General features: G+C 64.8%; 14 protein-coding genes and 1 tRNA gene. 8 read left to right on the top strand and 7 right to left on the bottom strand.

Features of this window, described 5'->3' with window-relative positions; translation table 11 throughout:
- Nucleotides 1–34 precede the first annotated feature (34 nt).
- The 5 genes from Q0L25_RS07295 to Q0L25_RS07315 all read left to right on the top strand — a co-directional run bounded on the left by Q0L25_RS07295 (nucleotide 35) and on the right by Q0L25_RS07315 (nucleotide 6,767).
- Nucleotides 35–628 carry an ABC transporter substrate-binding protein gene (locus tag Q0L25_RS07295; protein ID WP_296612936.1) on the top strand — a complete coding sequence of 198 codons (594 nt, stop codon included), beginning with the start codon at nucleotides 35–37 and terminating at the stop codon, nucleotides 626–628.
- Nucleotides 625–1,686, top strand: coding sequence for a VacJ family lipoprotein (locus tag Q0L25_RS07300; protein ID WP_296612938.1), 1,062 nt, complete (start codon nucleotides 625–627; stop codon nucleotides 1,684–1,686). The genes Q0L25_RS07295 and Q0L25_RS07300 overlap by 4 nt, the downstream gene beginning before the upstream one ends.
- Nucleotides 1,687–1,795: 109 nt before the next feature.
- Nucleotides 1,796–3,724, top strand: coding sequence for a 1-deoxy-D-xylulose-5-phosphate synthase (dxs, locus tag Q0L25_RS07305; RefSeq protein ID WP_296612940.1), 1,929 nt, complete (start codon nucleotides 1,796–1,798; stop codon nucleotides 3,722–3,724).
- Between the two features lie 8 nt (nucleotides 3,725–3,732).
- A complete protein-coding gene (locus Q0L25_RS07310; protein WP_296612942.1) occupies nucleotides 3,733–4,173 on the top strand; it encodes a DUF2141 domain-containing protein in 441 nt (146 codons plus the stop codon).
- A 2-nt stretch (nucleotides 4,174–4,175) separates the two neighbouring features.
- On the top strand, nucleotides 4,176–6,767 hold the full coding sequence (locus Q0L25_RS07315) for an MMPL family transporter (protein ID WP_367184094.1): 2,592 nt from the start codon (nucleotides 4,176–4,178) through the stop codon (nucleotides 6,765–6,767).
- A gap of 88 nt (nucleotides 6,768–6,855) precedes the next feature.
- Here Q0L25_RS07315 and Q0L25_RS07320 read toward each other — a convergent pair whose 3' ends face one another.
- From Q0L25_RS07320 to Q0L25_RS07330, 3 genes are read right to left on the bottom strand one after another with little or no spacing between them, the layout of a single operon-like run.
- Complete coding sequence (locus tag Q0L25_RS07320; protein ID WP_296612944.1) at nucleotides 6,856–7,764, bottom strand: glyoxalase; 909 nt, start codon at nucleotides 7,762–7,764, stop codon at nucleotides 6,856–6,858.
- A 52-nt stretch (nucleotides 7,765–7,816) separates the two neighbouring features.
- Complete coding sequence (locus Q0L25_RS07325; protein ID WP_296612946.1) at nucleotides 7,817–8,644, bottom strand: alpha/beta hydrolase; 828 nt, start codon at nucleotides 8,642–8,644, stop codon at nucleotides 7,817–7,819.
- A gap of 58 nt (nucleotides 8,645–8,702) precedes the next feature.
- Complete coding sequence (locus Q0L25_RS07330; RefSeq protein ID WP_296612948.1) at nucleotides 8,703–9,401, bottom strand: pirin family protein; 699 nt, start codon at nucleotides 9,399–9,401, stop codon at nucleotides 8,703–8,705.
- Nucleotides 9,402–9,506: 105 nt separating this feature from the next.
- On the opposite strand from Q0L25_RS07330, the gene Q0L25_RS07335 reads away from it, so the two are divergent.
- Complete coding sequence (locus Q0L25_RS07335; protein WP_296612950.1) at nucleotides 9,507–10,424, top strand: LysR family transcriptional regulator; 918 nt, start codon at nucleotides 9,507–9,509, stop codon at nucleotides 10,422–10,424.
- A 193-nt stretch (nucleotides 10,425–10,617) separates the two neighbouring features.
- Here Q0L25_RS07335 and Q0L25_RS07340 read toward each other — a convergent pair.
- From Q0L25_RS07340 to moaA, 3 genes are all read right to left on the bottom strand, one after another.
- Nucleotides 10,618–10,692 (bottom strand) — tRNA-Asn (locus Q0L25_RS07340).
- Nucleotides 10,693–10,771: 79 nt separating this feature from the next.
- Nucleotides 10,772–11,539, bottom strand: a complete 768-nt coding sequence (locus Q0L25_RS07345) for an NAD kinase (protein WP_296612951.1) — start codon at nucleotides 11,537–11,539, stop codon at nucleotides 10,772–10,774.
- Complete coding sequence (gene moaA, locus Q0L25_RS07350; protein WP_296612954.1) at nucleotides 11,536–12,534, bottom strand: GTP 3',8-cyclase MoaA; 999 nt, start codon at nucleotides 12,532–12,534, stop codon at nucleotides 11,536–11,538. Before moaA ends, Q0L25_RS07345 begins: the two co-directional genes overlap by 4 nt.
- Nucleotides 12,535–12,659: 125 nt before the next feature.
- Between moaA and Q0L25_RS07355 the strand changes: the two genes are divergently transcribed.
- Entirely contained in the window at nucleotides 12,660–14,630 is a 1,971-nt protein-coding gene (locus Q0L25_RS07355) for a bifunctional diguanylate cyclase/phosphodiesterase (RefSeq protein WP_296612955.1), read from the top strand.
- Nucleotides 14,627–15,043, top strand: a complete 417-nt coding sequence (locus tag Q0L25_RS07360) for a hypothetical protein (protein ID WP_296612957.1) — start codon at nucleotides 14,627–14,629, stop codon at nucleotides 15,041–15,043. Before Q0L25_RS07355 ends, Q0L25_RS07360 begins: the two co-directional genes overlap by 4 nt.
- Here the strand turns inward: Q0L25_RS07360 and Q0L25_RS07365 are convergent.
- Entirely contained in the window at nucleotides 15,019–15,492 is a 474-nt protein-coding gene (locus tag Q0L25_RS07365; protein ID WP_296612958.1) for a GAF domain-containing protein, read from the bottom strand. The genes Q0L25_RS07360 and Q0L25_RS07365 overlap by 25 nt on opposite strands.
- Nucleotides 15,493–15,550: the final 58 nt, after the last annotated feature.

Below are 15,550 nucleotides of genomic sequence, written 5' to 3' on the forward strand. Positions count from 1 at the left end.
GGGGTATTGCCCGGGGTCGATCAGGAGTGTTTCGATGCGTATCACTGTCTCCTCCGCCTTGCTGCTGGCGCTTGCGATCCCTGTCCCAGCCGTCGCCCAGACCGATCCCGCGCGCACCACCGTGCAGGCGCTCGACGATGGTCTGATCACGATCATGAAGGCAAAGGGAACGGTGAGGAGCCGCGCGGCGGCGATCGGCCCGGTCATCGACCGCGCCTTCGACTTGCCGCTGATGGCGCGACTCGCGGTCGGACCCGCCTGGACGACGACTCCGCCGGCCGATCAGCAGGCCCTGGTCGCCGCTTTCCGGCGCATGACGATCTCGCAATATGCGACCAATTTCGACAGCTGGTCGGGCGAACGCTTCGCGATTGCGCCGCAGATCGATGCGCGGGGCGGCGATAGGTTGGTCCGCACCACACTGGTTACGCCGGGCAAAGCGGACATCCCGATCAGCTATCGCTTGCGCGCGAGCGGCGGCAGCTGGAAGATCATCGACGTATTCTACCGTAACTCGATCAGCCAGATCGCGACGCGACGGTCCGATTTTGCGGCCGTTCTGGCCAAAGGCGGCGCCAAGGCGCTGGTAACCCATCTCGATGCCCTGGCGGCGAAGGGCGATTTTTGACGATCCCGCTTCTCCTTCCGGCGGTGGCGCTGATCGCCACCCCGGCCCAAGAACAAACGACACCGCCGCCGGCACCACCGGTCGTCGCGCCGGCAACCGCGGCCGGGTCGACGCCTATCGTCGCGCCGGTCTCGCCCGTTGCTCCGCAACCGCCGATTACCGACTCGTCGCCCTCAAATTCTTCGGCGGCAATCCCCGAGTTTGCGGATCCGCTGTCCGACCCGGAGTCCGCCAGCGCTGCAACTGGCGGAGAAGCGCCGTTTCGCGCGACAGCGGTCGATCCCAACCGCGCTGATCCGCTGGAAGGATTCAATCGGGCGATGTTCGGGATTCACCAGGCGCTCGACAAGGCGATCTACCGACCGCTCGCCATGGGTTACCAGCACGTCGTGCCCAAACCTGTGCGATCGGGGTTTCGCAATTTTCTGAGTAACCTGACCGAGCCGGTCGTGTTCCTGAATTACTTGCTGCAGTTCAAGTTCGGCAAGGCGGCGGAGACGCTGGTGAGGTTCACGGTCAATTCGACCCTGGGTGTCGGCGGCCTCTTCGACGTCGCGAAGACGAAGGAGTTCAACCTTCCGCACCGCAGCAATAGTTTCGGCGATACGCTGGCCTATTACGGCGTTGGTCCTGGCCCTTATATCTTTCTGCCGCTGGTCGGTCCGACCACCCTGCGGGACGTTCTGGGCGGACCGCTGGGGGGAGCCGTCCTGCCGGTCGCCGTCGGTAACCCGTTCAACGATTGGCGCTTTCAGTTTCCGACGGGTGTGATCAACGGCCTCGACCGGCGGGCCGAATCGGACCAGGAATTGCGCGCCTTGTTCGGCGGTGCCGTCGACCCTTATGCGACCTTGCGGTCGGTCTGGCTTCAGCATCGCGCTGGCGAAGTGAGCGCTTTGCGACACCATCGGATCGAAGCGCCGAGTCCGTCGGAATTCGACGATCCCCTGCGCGATCCGGGTGCGCCAGCCACGGCCCCGCCCGAATCGGGCACTCCGGAATTGCAGGATCCGATGACCGATCCGGCCGCACCGGCGCCGGCCGGGGCGCCGCATTGATTTCGTTCGGAGCCGGTTACCATCCTGCGGGCTTCGGAAAGATGGTCGTTGGCCGCACGATTGTTTCGCGGCGCTGTTGGGCTAAGTTGGGCGCAGGAGCCGATACCAAATGACCACTTCTTTCGAGACCCCGTTGCTCGACACAGTTTCGACGCCGGCGGATATTCGCGGACTTGCGCCGGAGCAATTGCGCCAGCTGGCGGACGAGTTGCGTGCGGAGACGATATCGGCGGTGGGGACGACCGGGGGGCATTTGGGCTCGGGGCTGGGGGTGGTCGAGCTGACGACGGCGATCCATTATGTGTTCGACACGCCTCATGACCGGCTGATCTGGGACGTCGGGCATCAATGCTATCCGCACAAGATCCTGACCGGGCGGCGCGACCGCATCCGCACTTTGCGCCAGGGGGGAGGGCTATCGGGTTTCACCAAGCGCTCGGAGAGCGAGTACGATCCGTTCGGCGCTGCGCATAGTTCGACCTCGATCTCGGCGGCGCTGGGCTTTGCCATCGCCAACAAGCTGGCGGGCAGACCCGGCAAGGCGATCGCGGTGATCGGCGACGGCGCGATGTCGGCCGGCATGGCCTATGAGGCGATGAACAATGCCGAAGCCGCCGGCAACCGGCTGGTCGTGATCCTCAACGACAACGACATGTCGATCGCGCCGCCGGTCGGGGGGCTTTCAGCTTATCTCGCGCGGATGGTCAGTTCGAGCGAGTATCTGGGCTTGAGGAGCCTCGCCAAGCGGATCACCGCCAAGGTCTCGAGGCGTGTCCACAATGCCGCGCAAAAGGCCGAGGAACTGACGCGCGGCTGGGTGACCGGCGGCACGTTGTTCGAGGAGCTGGGCTTCTATTATGTCGGCCCGATCGACGGCCACAATCTCGACCATCTGATCCCGGTCCTGGAGAATGTCCGCGACAGCGAGCACGGTCCGATCCTGGTCCATGTCGTGACCAAGAAGGGCAAGGGCTATGGTCCGGCGGAAGCGGCCGCGGACAAATATCATGGCGTGCAGAAGTTCGACGTCATCACCGGCGCGCAGGCCAAGGCGCCGCCGGGGCCGCCTGCCTATCAGAACGTGTTCGCCGACCAGCTGATCAAGGATGCGCAGCGCGATCCGACCATCGTCGCGATCACTGCCGCCATGCCCTCTGGCACCGGCGTCGACCGCTTCGCCAAGGCGTTCCCCGAGCGGACGTTCGATGTCGGGATTGCCGAGCAGCATGCGGTGACGTTCGCCGCGGGGCTCGCCGCGCAAGGCATGCGGCCATTCTGCGCGATCTATTCGACCTTCCTGCAGCGCGCCTATGATCAGGTCGTCCACGACGTCGCGATCCAGAACCTGCCCGTGCGCTTTGCGATCGACCGTGCCGGCCTGGTCGGTGCCGACGGTGCGACCCATGCCGGCAGCTTCGACGTCACCTATCTCGCGACACTCCCCAATTTCGTCGTGATGGCGGCGGCCGACGAGGCCGAGCTGGTGCATATGACGCACACCGCCGCACTTCACGACAGTGGACCGATCGCCGTGCGCTATCCGCGCGGCAACGGGGTCGGGGTCGCGCTGCCCGAGACGCCTGAGCGGCTCGAGATCGGCAAGGGCCGGATCGTGCGCGAAGGCAAGAAGGTCGCGATCCTGTCGCTCGGCACGCGCCTTCAGGAAGCACTCAAGGCCGCCGATGCGCTCGATGCCAAGGGGCTGTCGGCGACGGTCGCCGACCTGCGCTTCGCCAAGCCGCTCGACGAGGAACTGATCCGCCGCCTGCTCACCACCCACGAGGTCGCGGTGACGATCGAGGAAGGCGCGGTCGGCGGGCTGGGCGCGCATGTCCTGACGCTTGCCAGCGACACCGGACTGATCGATGCCGGGCTGAAGCTCAGGACGATGCGCCTGCCCGACATCTTCCAGGACCAGGACAAGCCCGAAGTCCAATATGCCCAGGCCGGGCTCGATGCCGACGCCATCGTCGACACCGTGCTCAAGGCACTGCGCTATAACGATGCAAGCGTGGTGGCAGAGTGCCAGCGCATATGAGGCGATTGGTGTTGGCTTTACCCGCATTGTTGTTTTTGGTGGGTGCCGCGGCTCCCCCGCATGGCGTCCTGACGATCGATGTCGGCAATGTCCGCATCGCCAAGGGCAATGTACATGTGGACGTCTGTCCGGAGGCGCAATTCCTGAAGGACGACTGTCCCTGGTCCGGGAATGCCCGCGCCAAGGTAGGCGATACTCGCGTCACGGTCGCCAACCTGCCGGCGGGACGCTACGCGGTGCAGGCCTTTCTCGATGAGAACGGCAATGGCGAGGTCGATCGGGCATTGTTCGGCATCCCCAAGGAGGGTGTCGGCTTTTCGAACGATGCCAAGATCGGCCTCGGCCCGCCCAAATTTGCCGAGGCGGTGTTCGCATTCGATGGCAGTGCCCGGACTATCCGTTTGAACCTGCGCTATTTCCTGGGCGCAAAGGGCCCGTCGGCGCGCTGATCGTGCGATCGCCGGTCACGCCCATCGTCGCGGCTAGCGTACGCCGTCCGTGGCTGACGGTCATCCTCGTGCTGGTACTGGCCGCGCTCGCGCTGTCGGTCACGGTCAACCGTTTCGCGATGACCACCGACACCGCCGAACTGATCTCCCCCAATGTCGAATGGCGCCAGCGCGAACGGGCGATGGAGCAGGCGTTCCCGCAATTGCGCGACGTGATGCTGGTGATGGTCGACGGCGACACGCCCGAGCTAGCCGAGGATGGCGCGGCGCGGCTCGCCGCTCGGCTCGCCGCCGACAAGGCGCATTTCCGGCTGGTCACCCGGCCCGACGGCGGCGACTTCCTGGGACGCGAAGGTCTGTTGTTCGGCTCCGAACAGGATGTGCGCGATACCACGGCGGCGCTGGTCGAAGCGCAGCCGATGCTCGGGCCGCTTGCCGCCGATCCGAGTCTGCGCGGTGTCGCGGGCGCCTTGTCGACCATTGCAGACGGGGTCCAGGCAGGTCAGGTCACGTTCGACCGGATCGACAAGCCGGTTCGCGCGCTTGGCGACGCCGCCGACGGCGTGCTGGCCGGAAAGCCGAGGCCGTTTTCCTGGCAGGCTCTGTTCGCGAGCGGCAAAGGGGCGTTGGCACCACCGAAGCGGCGGCTGATCCTCGCCCAGCCGATACTGGATCATAGCGCGCTGATGTCGGGCGAAGCGGCCAGCGACGCCGTTCGGTCGGCCGCCGCCGCGCTCGGGCTCGATGCCGCGCATGGCATACGGGTGCAACTGACCGGCGAGGTACCCTTGGCCGACGAGGAGTTCGGTACGCTCCAGGAAAATATCGGTCTGGTCGGGCTGGTGATGTTCGCGGCGATGCTGCTCACTTTGTGGTTCGCGACGCGATCGGTGCGCCTGGTCGCCGCGATCCTGACGACGATCGTCCTTGGCCTTCTCGTCACCATGGCGGCGGGGCTGCTCGCCGTCGGCCGCTTCAATCTGATCTCGGTCGCCTTCATTCCTCTCTTCGTCGGCCTGGGAGTCGATTTCAGCATCCAGATCTGTGTCCGCTATAATGCCGAGCGCGCTGATGGCGCGCCGTCCGATGCGGCGCTTCGCCAGGCGGCGACCGCGCTCGGCGCTCCGCTGACCTTGGCGGCAGGCGCAATCTTCCTGGGCTTCGGCGCGTTCCTGCCGACCGCTTACGTCGGCATCGCCGAACTGGGCGTGATTGCCGGCCTGGGCATGATCGTGGCGCTTGCTCTGAGCGTTACCTTGCTGCCGGCGTTGGTGATGCTGTTTCGGCCCGGGCAGCCGCGCGGCGACGTGGGATTCGCCGCGCTCGCACCGGTCGACGTGTGGCTCGAACGCAAGCGCGCCCTGGTGCTATGGGGATTTGCGATCGCGCTTGTGGCCAGTATCGCCATCCTTCCTTGGGTGAGCTTCGACTTCAACCCGCTCCATCTGCGCAACCCCGACGCGCCGGCAATGCGGGCATTGGCCGATTTGACGCGCGACCCGGACCGCACGCCGAACACGATCGACGTGCTGGCCGCCAATCCGACCGAGGCGCGGATGATCGCCCGGAAGCTCTCGCGTTTGCCCGAGGTCTCGCGCGTGATCTCGCTCGACAGCTTCGTACCCGAAGATCAGCAGGCCAAGCTGCCGATCATCCAGGATGCGGCCTTGTTGCTCGATGTGACGATCAATCCGCTCGATATCGCGGCGCAGCCGACGGATGCCGACCTGGTCGCATCGCTCTCGCAGAGCGCGGCCAAGCTGCGCACTGTCGCCGGGAACCGTCAGCAACCCGGCGCACGCGACATCTTGCGGCTCGCGACGTTGTTCGACCGGCTGGCCAAAAGCTCGCCTCAAAAACGCGCCGAAATGGATGCCGCGGTGTCCCAGCCGCTTAACGTGATGCTCGGCCAAGTTCGGCTTGCCTTACAGGCGACGCCGGTCACTCGCACCGATCTGCCGGCGGAATTGGCCCGCGACTGGATCACGCCAGACGGGCGCGTACGGCTCCAGGTGTTTCCGAGCGGCAACAGCAACGACAATGACGTGATCCGGCGCTTCCGGACCGCGGTCGCCGGCGTGACGCCCGCAATATCTGGCTTGCCGGTCGCGACCCAGGCAGCGGCCAACACCGTGGCTGGCGCTTTTGTCCAGGCGGGCGTTCTTGCCTTCCTGTTGGTCAGCGCGCTGCTGTTCGTGGTGCTGCGCAACTTGCGCGAGGTGGCGTTCACGCTGGCACCGGTCGTGCTGTCGATCTTCCTGACATTGGGCAGCTGCGTGCTGATCCGACAGCCGATCAACTTCGCCAACATCATCGCCTTCCCGTTATTGTTCGGGGTCGGCGTGGCTTTCCATATCTATTTCGTGATGGCGTGGCGGGCAGGGGCGACGGGACTGCTCCAGTCCAGTCTGGCTCGCGCCGTGATGTTTAGCGCGCTCGCCACCGGCACCGCGTTCGGCAGCCTCTGGCTGTCGCATCACCCCGGTACGGCAAGCATGGGCGAGATCCTGATGATCTCGTTGATCTGGACGTTGATCTGCGCCTTGATCTTCGAGCCTGCATTGCTGGGGCCGCCACGGCGCGAGCGGCCTTGACCGGCGCCGGCCGATCCCGACGCCGTGGCGCCAATTTCGGCAGTCCGTCGCTCCGCATCGCCGCAAGGCGATGACGGAACGGTTGGGGTCAGCGGTTTTCGCTGGGCGATGGCGCATGGATCTCCGCGATATATCCGCCGGGAAACCGCACGATCGCGGATTGCCGGCCTTGTTCGGCATGCGCGGACACAAGCGTTTCAACTCCGGCTGCCGACGCCTTTGCAAGCGTCGCCAGAAGGTCTGAAACGCCATATCCCGTCACTTCACGGCCGTATGGCCAAGGCAGCGCGCCGTTGCTGACCAGCACCGCCATATCGCCATAACCCGAGCTGAGGCGAATGCGGCGATAGGTCTTGCCGGGTTCGCCGATCTCGATGCCGGGCGCTTGCTTGTTGTCGGCGACGATATGGCCGCGCGAAAACGCCAGCCAGCTTCGGACAAAAGCATCGGCTGAATCCGGCGTCAGATAGATGCGGTTCTCGGGAATGGTGGCGAGCGGCGCATAATTGGGTTTCACGGTGTGCACATAGAATTGCATGTTCACGCCGCCCGGCCATTGCACCAGCACATCGCGCCCGATCGGATCGGGAAAGGTGTCGACCAGCCGAGTTGCTCGAGCCTCGCGCGCGGCGGCGACCGCTCGATCGATATCCGTTACGAGATAGCCGGTGCGTTCGGCTCCGAACGGATAGGGTATCGGTGTGGTGAAGCCGAAGACGGACACGATCCCGGCCGGCGTCAGCACGACCTGAGACATGGTCTGACTTGGCGTCGGGGTGACCTGGAATACGCCTTTCTTGCTGGTCGTGCCGCCGAAGGTCGCGACGAAACTCGCGACGAATTTGTCGAAATCTTCTGCTGCGACATAGACATGAGTCGAATCGTATTGCGGTCCAACCGAGAAATCGGTTGCCGGCGCTTCCTTCGAGGAGGCGGGCGGGAACTGTGTTGGCATGCTTAGCGTCATGACAGCAATGATGAGGGGCAGGCGCTTCATCTCGACTCTCCTATGAAAGGACGCGCAGGTGGTTGCCTGCGCGCCATTTTCCTCAGCCCTTGATGAAGGCGAACAAATCGGCGTTGATCCGATCGGCATTGGTGGTCGGCATGCCGTGCGGATAGCCGGGATAGGATTTCAGAACGGCGCCTGGGATCAGCTTGGCTGATAGCGGGCCGGCGTTGGCATAGGGTACCACCTGGTCATCTTCGCCGTGCATCACGAGGGTCGGGACGGCGATCTTCTTCAAATCCTCGGTAAAGTCGGTCTCGGAGAAGGCGGCGATGCCGAGATAGTGCGCGATCGCACCGCCCATCATCCCTTGACGCCACCAATTCTGACGAACGCCTTCCTTCACCTCGGCACCGTCGCGGTTATAGCCATAAAAGGGCATGGTGAAGTCCATGTAGAATTGCGCGCGATTGTTGGCGGTTTGTTCACGCACGCCGTCAAACACCTCGATCGGCAAGCCGCCCGGATTGGCCTCAGTTTTGACCATGTGTGGCGCTACGGCGCTGATCAGCACTGCTTTGGCGACGCGGCCAGGCTTGGCCCGGGTGACGTAGCGCGCCACTTCGCCGCCACCCGTCGAGTGGCCAATATGGATCGCGTTCTTCAGATCGAGTGCGTCGATCAGGGCAATCACATCGGCGACATAGGTGTCCATGTCATGCCCCGTCGCCGACTGAGTCGAGCGGCCGTGGCCGCGCCGGTCGTGAGCGATGACCCGATAGCCCTTGTTCAGGAAGAACATCATCTGCCCGTCCCAATCGTCCGAGCTCAGCGGCCAGCCATGGTGGAAGACGATCGGTTGTGCGTCCTTGGGACCCCAGTCCTTGTAGAAGATCTCGGTGCCGTCCTGAGTGGTGATCGTGGTCATGGAATGTCTCCCTTTGTGTCGATGGTCGGTGTTGGGGATAAGCAGCGCGAAAGATTGCTCAGGCAGCGTCGACGAGCACGAGTTCGGCGTCGTCGATCGCGGTGACGCGCAGGACGGGTTCGTCGGCGATCGCTGCGCCGTCGCGGGCTTCCAACCGGATACCGTTGATTTCGACCGTGCCGCTGGCAGGGACGAGGTAGCCGTGGCGATCGGCACCCAACGGATATTCGGCGGTTTCACCGGCTTTCAGGGTCGCGCCGACGATACGGGCATCGGTGCGGATCGGCAGCGCATCGCCATCATCGGCAAAGCCGCTGGCCAGCGTGACGAAATGGCCGGAGCGTTCCCCCTTGGGGAAGGGCTTGGCACCCCAGGACGGCGTCCCGCCGCGAGTCTTGGGCTCGATCCAGATCTGGAAGATCTTGGTCGTGTCCTGCTCCCGGTTATATTCCGAATGACGTACGCCTGACCCGGCGCTCATCACCTGGACGTCGCCAGCTTCGGTTCGGCCGATATTGCCCAGACTGTCCTGGTGTGTGATCGCGCCTTCGCGGACATAAGTGATGATCTCCATGTCGGCGTGACCGTGCGGCGGAAAGCCGGTGCCGGCGGCGATCGTATCGTCGTTCCACACCCGGATCGGACCCCAGCCCATCCGATTGGGATCGTAGTAACTGGCGAAAGAGAAATGGTGCCGGGCATCGAGCCAACCGTGATTGGCACTGCCGAGTTCGGCGAAGGGGCGGCGTTCGATCATTGTCTGTCTCCGGCGGAAAGGCGCGGTTGCCTTCCCGATGACTTGAAGATGCGGCGAGATTGGACTTGACGAAATAGAAACGTTGGCATCACGTCATTGCCGAAAATGAAAAGGCGACTTCCCGACCTCGAAGCATGGGCGATCTTTGCGAAGGTCGCCGAAATAGGTTCCTTTTCAGGCGCCGCGAGCGAGCTCGGCTTGTCCAATCCCACCGTTTCGAAGGCGATCGGGCGGCTCGAAGCGCGGTTGGGATTCGCGCTGCTCGCACGCACCTCGCGGCGCCTGTCGCTAACCGAAGCGGGGCGAGCATCGCTCGATCGGGCATCGCGGATATTGAGAGAGGGCGAAGCAATCGAAGACGAGGCGGCCGACCAGTCAACCGTGCCTCGCGGGCTGGTACGGGTCAGCGCACCGCTATCGTTCGGGACCGCTTATCTCGGCGCGGTGCTGCCGGAATTTCTCACGCGCTATCCTGAGATTGCACTCGATTTCGCGTTGAGCGACCGGCGCGTCGATCTGGTTGCCGACGGATTCGATTTCGCGCTACGTATCGCGAGCCTCGAGGACTCCTCGTTATTGTCGCGTCGCTTGTGCGCGGTACGGCTGCTGCTCGTCGGTGCACCGGCATATTTCGATGCGCGCGGCCGGCCAACCCATCCGGCGGAACTGCGACGGCACGACGCCTTCGCGTATACTGGCAGCGCCCAGAAAGGCGTTTGGCGGTTCACTCATCCGCAATTTGGGGAAGAAGTGGTCGAGCCATCGGTGCGCATCTGGGCCGACAATGCCGACATGCTGAACCCGCTTCTGATTGCAGGGCAGGGCCTGGCGCTGCAGCCGGAGTTCCTGGTGTGGCGCGAACTGCGCGACGGTATCCTGGAAATTGGCATGCCGGATTGGTTCGCCAAGCCGCTGGGTCTGCACCTCGTTATGCCGCCCAATCCGTTGCGACCACAGCGCGTCCAATTGCTCATCGACTATCTCGCCAAGGCGCTCGCAAATCCCCCATGGGCGACGGAATAGGGTGGATTCGGTGCACCACCGGGCGGTCTTAGCTGACGCCTATTCGATTTCCGGCACCACAATGGGCGCTGGAATCGAGAATCTGGACAGTGGGGGATTTTTGCTGAGCGCGGGTCGCGGTTATTCGACCGGTGTTGCGCAGGTCAGACCCTGCGACGATCGGAAAAGGGGGAGGCAATGCCCAAAACCGCGGTGGCTCCCTGAGTAGGATTCGAACCTACGGCCGCTCGATTAACAGTCGAGAGCTCTACCGCTGAGCTATCAGGGAACGTCACCGGAGCGCGCGTCTATACCGTCGCGCTTTAACGATGCAACCCCTGATTTCCGCCTGAATGCGGGCGCACACGTCAGGCGGTGAACTGCTCCATCGTGATGCGGTCGTCGAGCGCGTGTTCGGGATCGAATAGTAGGGTCAGCTCGCGCGAACGGTCGATCGCGATATCGACCTGCGCCACGTCGCGCACCTCGTGCTGGTCGGCGACGGCCGATACCGGTCGCTTTGCCGCTTCGAGCACCTTAAGCGTGATTCGCGCCTTTTCGGGCAGGATCGCGCCTCGCCAGCGGCGCGGACGGAAAGCGGAAATAGGGGTCAGGGCGATCATCGCCGAACCGAGCGGGAGGATGGGCCCGCTGGCCGACAAATTATAGGCGGTCGATCCCGCCGGTGTCGCGGCCAGGATGCCGTCGCAGGCCAGTTCCGGGATCACCACCCGCTCGTTGACGGTGACTTCCAGCTTGGCGGTCTGACGCGTTTCGCGGAGGAGAGAGACTTCGTTGATCGCCGGGTGGACGAACGTCTCGCCCGCAATCGTCCGAGCCGTCATCTGGAGCGGCGTGACCTTGAACGGCCGCGTCCGTTCGAGCCGTGCGTCAAGCCCGTCGCGTCGCCAATCGTTCATCAGGAAACCGACCGTGCCCAGGTTCATGCCGAACACGGGGACCGGGTCGCCGCGGCGATCGAGCATGGCATGTAGCGTCTGGAGCATGAAGCCATCGCCACCCAGCGCCACGACCAGCTCGGCCTGGTCGATCGGCACCCATTCGTAGGATTCGCGCAGTTCGCGCTCGGCAGCCTGGGCGGGTGGGGTCGGCGACGCGACCAGCGCGCGCTTCATCCGCCGGTCACGCTCATATGCCGTCCGACCGCGGGTGCGGCACCCGCGGCGATACGGAAATCGTGGCGCGCGGGCTTGATCGCCAGCGCTTCGTCGATCGCGGCATCGAGCGCGGCCATGCCGCCGGAGCGCAACGCGGCCTTCAGATCGACCTGATCGTCATGGCCGAGACAGGCGTAGAGCCGCCCCTCGGTCGTGAGTCGGACCCGGTTGCAGCCGTCGCAAAAATTGGCGGTCAGGGGGGAGATCAGCCCCAACCGGGTGAGGCTGGCGCCGACGCGCCAATAGCGCGCGGGGCCTCCCGTCGAACGCGCGTCTCGGACCAGGTCGAACCGCCGCGACAGATCGTCGAACACGGCGGTCAGAGGCACGAACCTGTCTGCGCGATCCTCGTCGATCGATCCCAATGGCATCGTCTCGATCAGGCTGAGATCGTGACCCTGCTCGACGCACCAGGCGAGCATGGCAGGAATCTCGTCCTGATTGAGATCCTTCAGCGCAACCATGTTGATCTTGATCGCAATTCCCGCCGCCGCCGCCGCGGCGATGCCGGCCAGCACGCGTACCAGGTCGCCGTGGCGGGTGATGTGGCGAAAGCGGTCGGGATCGAGGCTGTCGAGACTGACGTTGATCCGGCGAATCCCCGCGGCGCTGAGATCGTCGGCGACGTCCGCCAGACGCATGCCGTTGGTCGTCAGCGTCAATTCGTCGAGCCCGTTGCCGATTTGGCGCCCCAGCCGGTGTGCGAGATCGGTCATGCCGCGGCGCACCAGCGGTTCTCCGCCGGTCAGTCGGATCTTGGTGATGCCCCGGGCGATGAAGCGCTCGGCAATCGCGGCTAGCTCGTCGATCTCGAGCAGCGCATCGCGGGGGAGAAACCGCATGTCCTCGGCCATGCAATAGCGGCAGCGCAGATCGCAGCGGTCGGTCACCGACACGCGCAGATAGCTGATCGTGCGGCCATGTCGGTCGATCAGGGCGGGGGCGGTCGCCATCGTGCTTCGACAGCTAGGGCGTCGTCCCCCTTGCGGCAACCCCGATTAGCTGCCGACGCGTTCCTATTGCGCATAGCCGATTGCGGATTGGCGAAGTGCATCCGGCATGCGTAGAACCGCGCGCAATGGTCTCCAGCGAGCCCCAGAGCGGAAACTCCCTGTTCCTGCTGTCGTTCAGGCAGCGCGGCGAATTGTCGACGATCGCGGCGGAAGCAGGCTGGCGCGTGGTGGCCGCCCGGCGCGGGGACGGCGCGGCGCGGCGCTATCTAGGCAGCGGCGCGGCCCTGGCCGTGCTCGATGCTCGCGGGGCTCTTGGCGATGGGCTGGCTGCCGCCAAGGCTTTCGGGGAGGTCGCGCGGGTGCGCGGGGGCGCCTTGCTCGTGCTGGTGTCGCGCGACGATGTCGCCGCTTTGGGCGATTTCCACGCAGCCGGAGCGACGCATTTCCTGGCGAGCCCGTTTACCGAAGCAGAGTTCGCCCAAGCGCTGCGATATGCGTGGCGTTTCGTCGAGCGCATCGCTGGCGATTGGGATCGCGGGCGCGCGATCGACCTGCTCGGCTGGCGCTATAATCGCCGCACGCGGCGTGTGCGCTTGACCCCCGCTTTGGGCAAACGGCTCGATTTGGGTGAAGAGGTTTCGCTCGGCACCGCGCTTCGCGCGCTTTCCCCCGAGGATCGCGGGGCGGCGGCGGGGGCGGTTCGCCGTGTCGGCGGCGGCGGAGTGACCGCGTTCGCACATGATCATCCGGGAATCGGGCGATTGGTTCACCATGTCCAGGCGACGACGGGCGATCCCTGGGTCCATGGGCTGATCGAGGAACTGGGCACCGCGCCCAACGCAGCGGCAGAAACCGAGGAGGCGATCGAAGGCGCCTTCGATGCCGGAGCGGCTCGCGCCTGGCTCGACCGCCGGCTGCAGCGCGGGGAACGTCCCAGCGCGGTGCTGATCGCGCTCAGCCGCTTCGATCTGGTCAATAGCGGATATGGTCGCCCGGCCGGCGATGCGTTGATCCGCGCCGCGGTCAGGCGGATCGCCGGAGTCGCCCGCGCGACACTTGGCAAGCGCCAGATCGTGGCCCGTCAGAAAGGTCCCGAATTCCTCGTTGGGCTTGAGGAAACGGCTGACGCCGAAGCGCTGGCTGGCGCGCTGGCCGAGGCATTGGCGCGTCCCTTCGCTATCGACGGCACATTGGTCGCGGTCGGCGCGCGGTTAGGCGTGGCCGCGGCGCGGGCGGACGAGACCGTCGATGCGTTGTTGCGCCGCGCCAATGACGCGCTGGACGACGCGCGCGCGTCCGACGGCGCGACGATCCGCATCGCAGACGAACCTGCGATCGCCGATGCTCTGTCGGTCGATCTGCGCCGGGCGATCGACAGCAATGAGATTGCAGTGCTGTTCCAGCCCCAGGTCGCGATCGCGACCGGCAAGATCGTTGGCGTGGAAGCGCTCGCGCGATGGGAGCATCCCCGCTTCGGCCCGATCGGCGCTGACCAATTGTTCGCCGCTGCGGATCGCGCCGACCTGGGACTGGCCTTATCGGACCACATCCAGCGGCTGGCGCTCAGCCGGGCGACGGCCTGGCCCGAAGCGCTTTCCGGGCTGCGTCTGTCGATCAACTTGACGGCTGCCGACATCGCGCGGCCCGGCTTTGCCGATATCCTGCTCGACCGCATCGACGCTTCGGGGTTCGCACGGTCGCGTCTGACGGTCGAGATCACGGAAAGCGGCCTGATCGACGACCTTGGCGCGGCTGCGTCGTTACTCACCGGGCTGAGGCAAGCGGGGTGCCGGGTGGCGATCGACGATTTCGGCACTGGCTATTCGAGCCTCGCCTATCTCAAGGCGCTGCCGCTCGATTATCTCAAGATCGACCGCAAGCTGGCCCAGGACATCAGCGGGTCACCGCGCGACCGCATCGTCGTACGCGGCGTGATCGAGATGGCATTATCGCTGGGGCTGGCGGTGATCGCGGAAGGCGTCGAAACCGTCGAACAGCTCGATCTGCTCGCCAAGGAAGGGTGCCAATATTATCAGGGTTTCCTTTGTGCCGAGCCGCTGAACAGCGCGGCGCTTGCCGATCTGGTCGCGAGGTGAGTGACGATCCGCAGAATCTCGGCGGGGTCTGGTATGGTCGCTACGATGCGTTGGGCTATGTCGATACCAATAGCTTCGTCGCACGGCTCGACGATGATGGCGGCGCGATCTCGGGAACAATCACCGAGCCCAATACCAGCGGCGGAACTGGAGTGAGGCGGGCCTTTATCAGCGGCACTCGAAGCGCATCGGGGCTCCGGTTCGTAAAGCAATATGACGGCGGCGCACTGGCACACGCGGTTCGCTATTTGGGCCGGATCAATAGCGACGCGACGGAGATATCAGGCACTTGGATAATCGTGAGACATCACGGCATCTTCACGATGCGCCGCGAGAAATTCGCCCAGACCGACCTCGAACGTGAAGAGGAGGTCGAACTTGTCGGCCCTCACGACGCCCTCTTCAGGCGCTGATCGACGATCCGCTCGAATTGCGCGCTGGCGCCCTTGGCCAGCATGTCGAGCAATACCAACGCGTCCTCGTCGATCGGGCGGCCGCTGCGCCAATAGGCGCCGACCGCCGCAACTGGGCTGCCGACACCGATCGGGGCGATCGCCAGGCCGACGAAGTAGATCGAAAGATAGGCTTCGAGCGGCACGCGGTGATCGATGCGGATGTCGGGAATGACGATCGTCCGGCGCTGCGTCATCGCCATGCCCGAGATGCAGGAGCCGATCGGAAAGCGTCGCCCTGCCGATAAAGGCGCGATCGAATCCTCTCCGACATAATGGACCTGATCGCGCTCACGCATCGCCACTGTCACTCCATCACTGCCCAGGATGGCGCGCGCGCGCGACCGTAATATCTCCAGTATCTCGGCGAGCGACTGGGCTTTCGTCAGTGCATCGGTCGCGGCGGTCATGAGCCGCAAGCGTTTGAAACGGACCGTCTTCTCCATTCGCTCCTACCCCACGCGCGAA

Source organism: Sphingomonas sp. (assembly GCF_024508665.1).
GTDB lineage: Bacteria > Pseudomonadota > Alphaproteobacteria > Sphingomonadales > Sphingomonadaceae > Sphingomonas.

What these genes read in the sequence shown, in the direction of transcription:
- Q0L25_RS07295 (WP_296612936.1), top strand. Translation starts at nt 35, where the DNA reads ATGCGTATCACTGTCTCCTCCGCCTTGCTGCTGGCGCTTGCGATCCCT.
- dxs (WP_296612940.1), top strand. Translation starts at nt 1,796, where the DNA reads ATGACCACTTCTTTCGAGACCCCGTTGCTCGACACAGTTTCGACGCCG.
- Q0L25_RS07320 (WP_296612944.1), bottom strand. Translation starts at nt 7,764, where the DNA reads ATGAAGCGCCTGCCCCTCATCATTGCTGTCATGACGCTAAGCATGCCA.
- Q0L25_RS07325 (WP_296612946.1), bottom strand. Translation starts at nt 8,644, where the DNA reads ATGACCACGATCACCACTCAGGACGGCACCGAGATCTTCTACAAGGAC.
- Q0L25_RS07330 (WP_296612948.1), bottom strand. Translation starts at nt 9,401, where the DNA reads ATGATCGAACGCCGCCCCTTCGCCGAACTCGGCAGTGCCAATCACGGT.
- Q0L25_RS07335 (WP_296612950.1), top strand. Translation starts at nt 9,507, where the DNA reads ATGAAAAGGCGACTTCCCGACCTCGAAGCATGGGCGATCTTTGCGAAG.
- Q0L25_RS07345 (WP_296612951.1), bottom strand. Translation starts at nt 11,539, where the DNA reads ATGAAGCGCGCGCTGGTCGCGTCGCCGACCCCACCCGCCCAGGCTGCC.
- moaA (WP_296612954.1), bottom strand. Translation starts at nt 12,534, where the DNA reads ATGGCGACCGCCCCCGCCCTGATCGACCGACATGGCCGCACGATCAGC.
- Q0L25_RS07355 (WP_296612955.1), top strand. Translation starts at nt 12,660, where the DNA reads ATGGTCTCCAGCGAGCCCCAGAGCGGAAACTCCCTGTTCCTGCTGTCG.
- Q0L25_RS07365 (WP_296612958.1), bottom strand. Translation starts at nt 15,492, where the DNA reads ATGACCGCCGCGACCGATGCACTGACGAAAGCCCAGTCGCTCGCCGAG.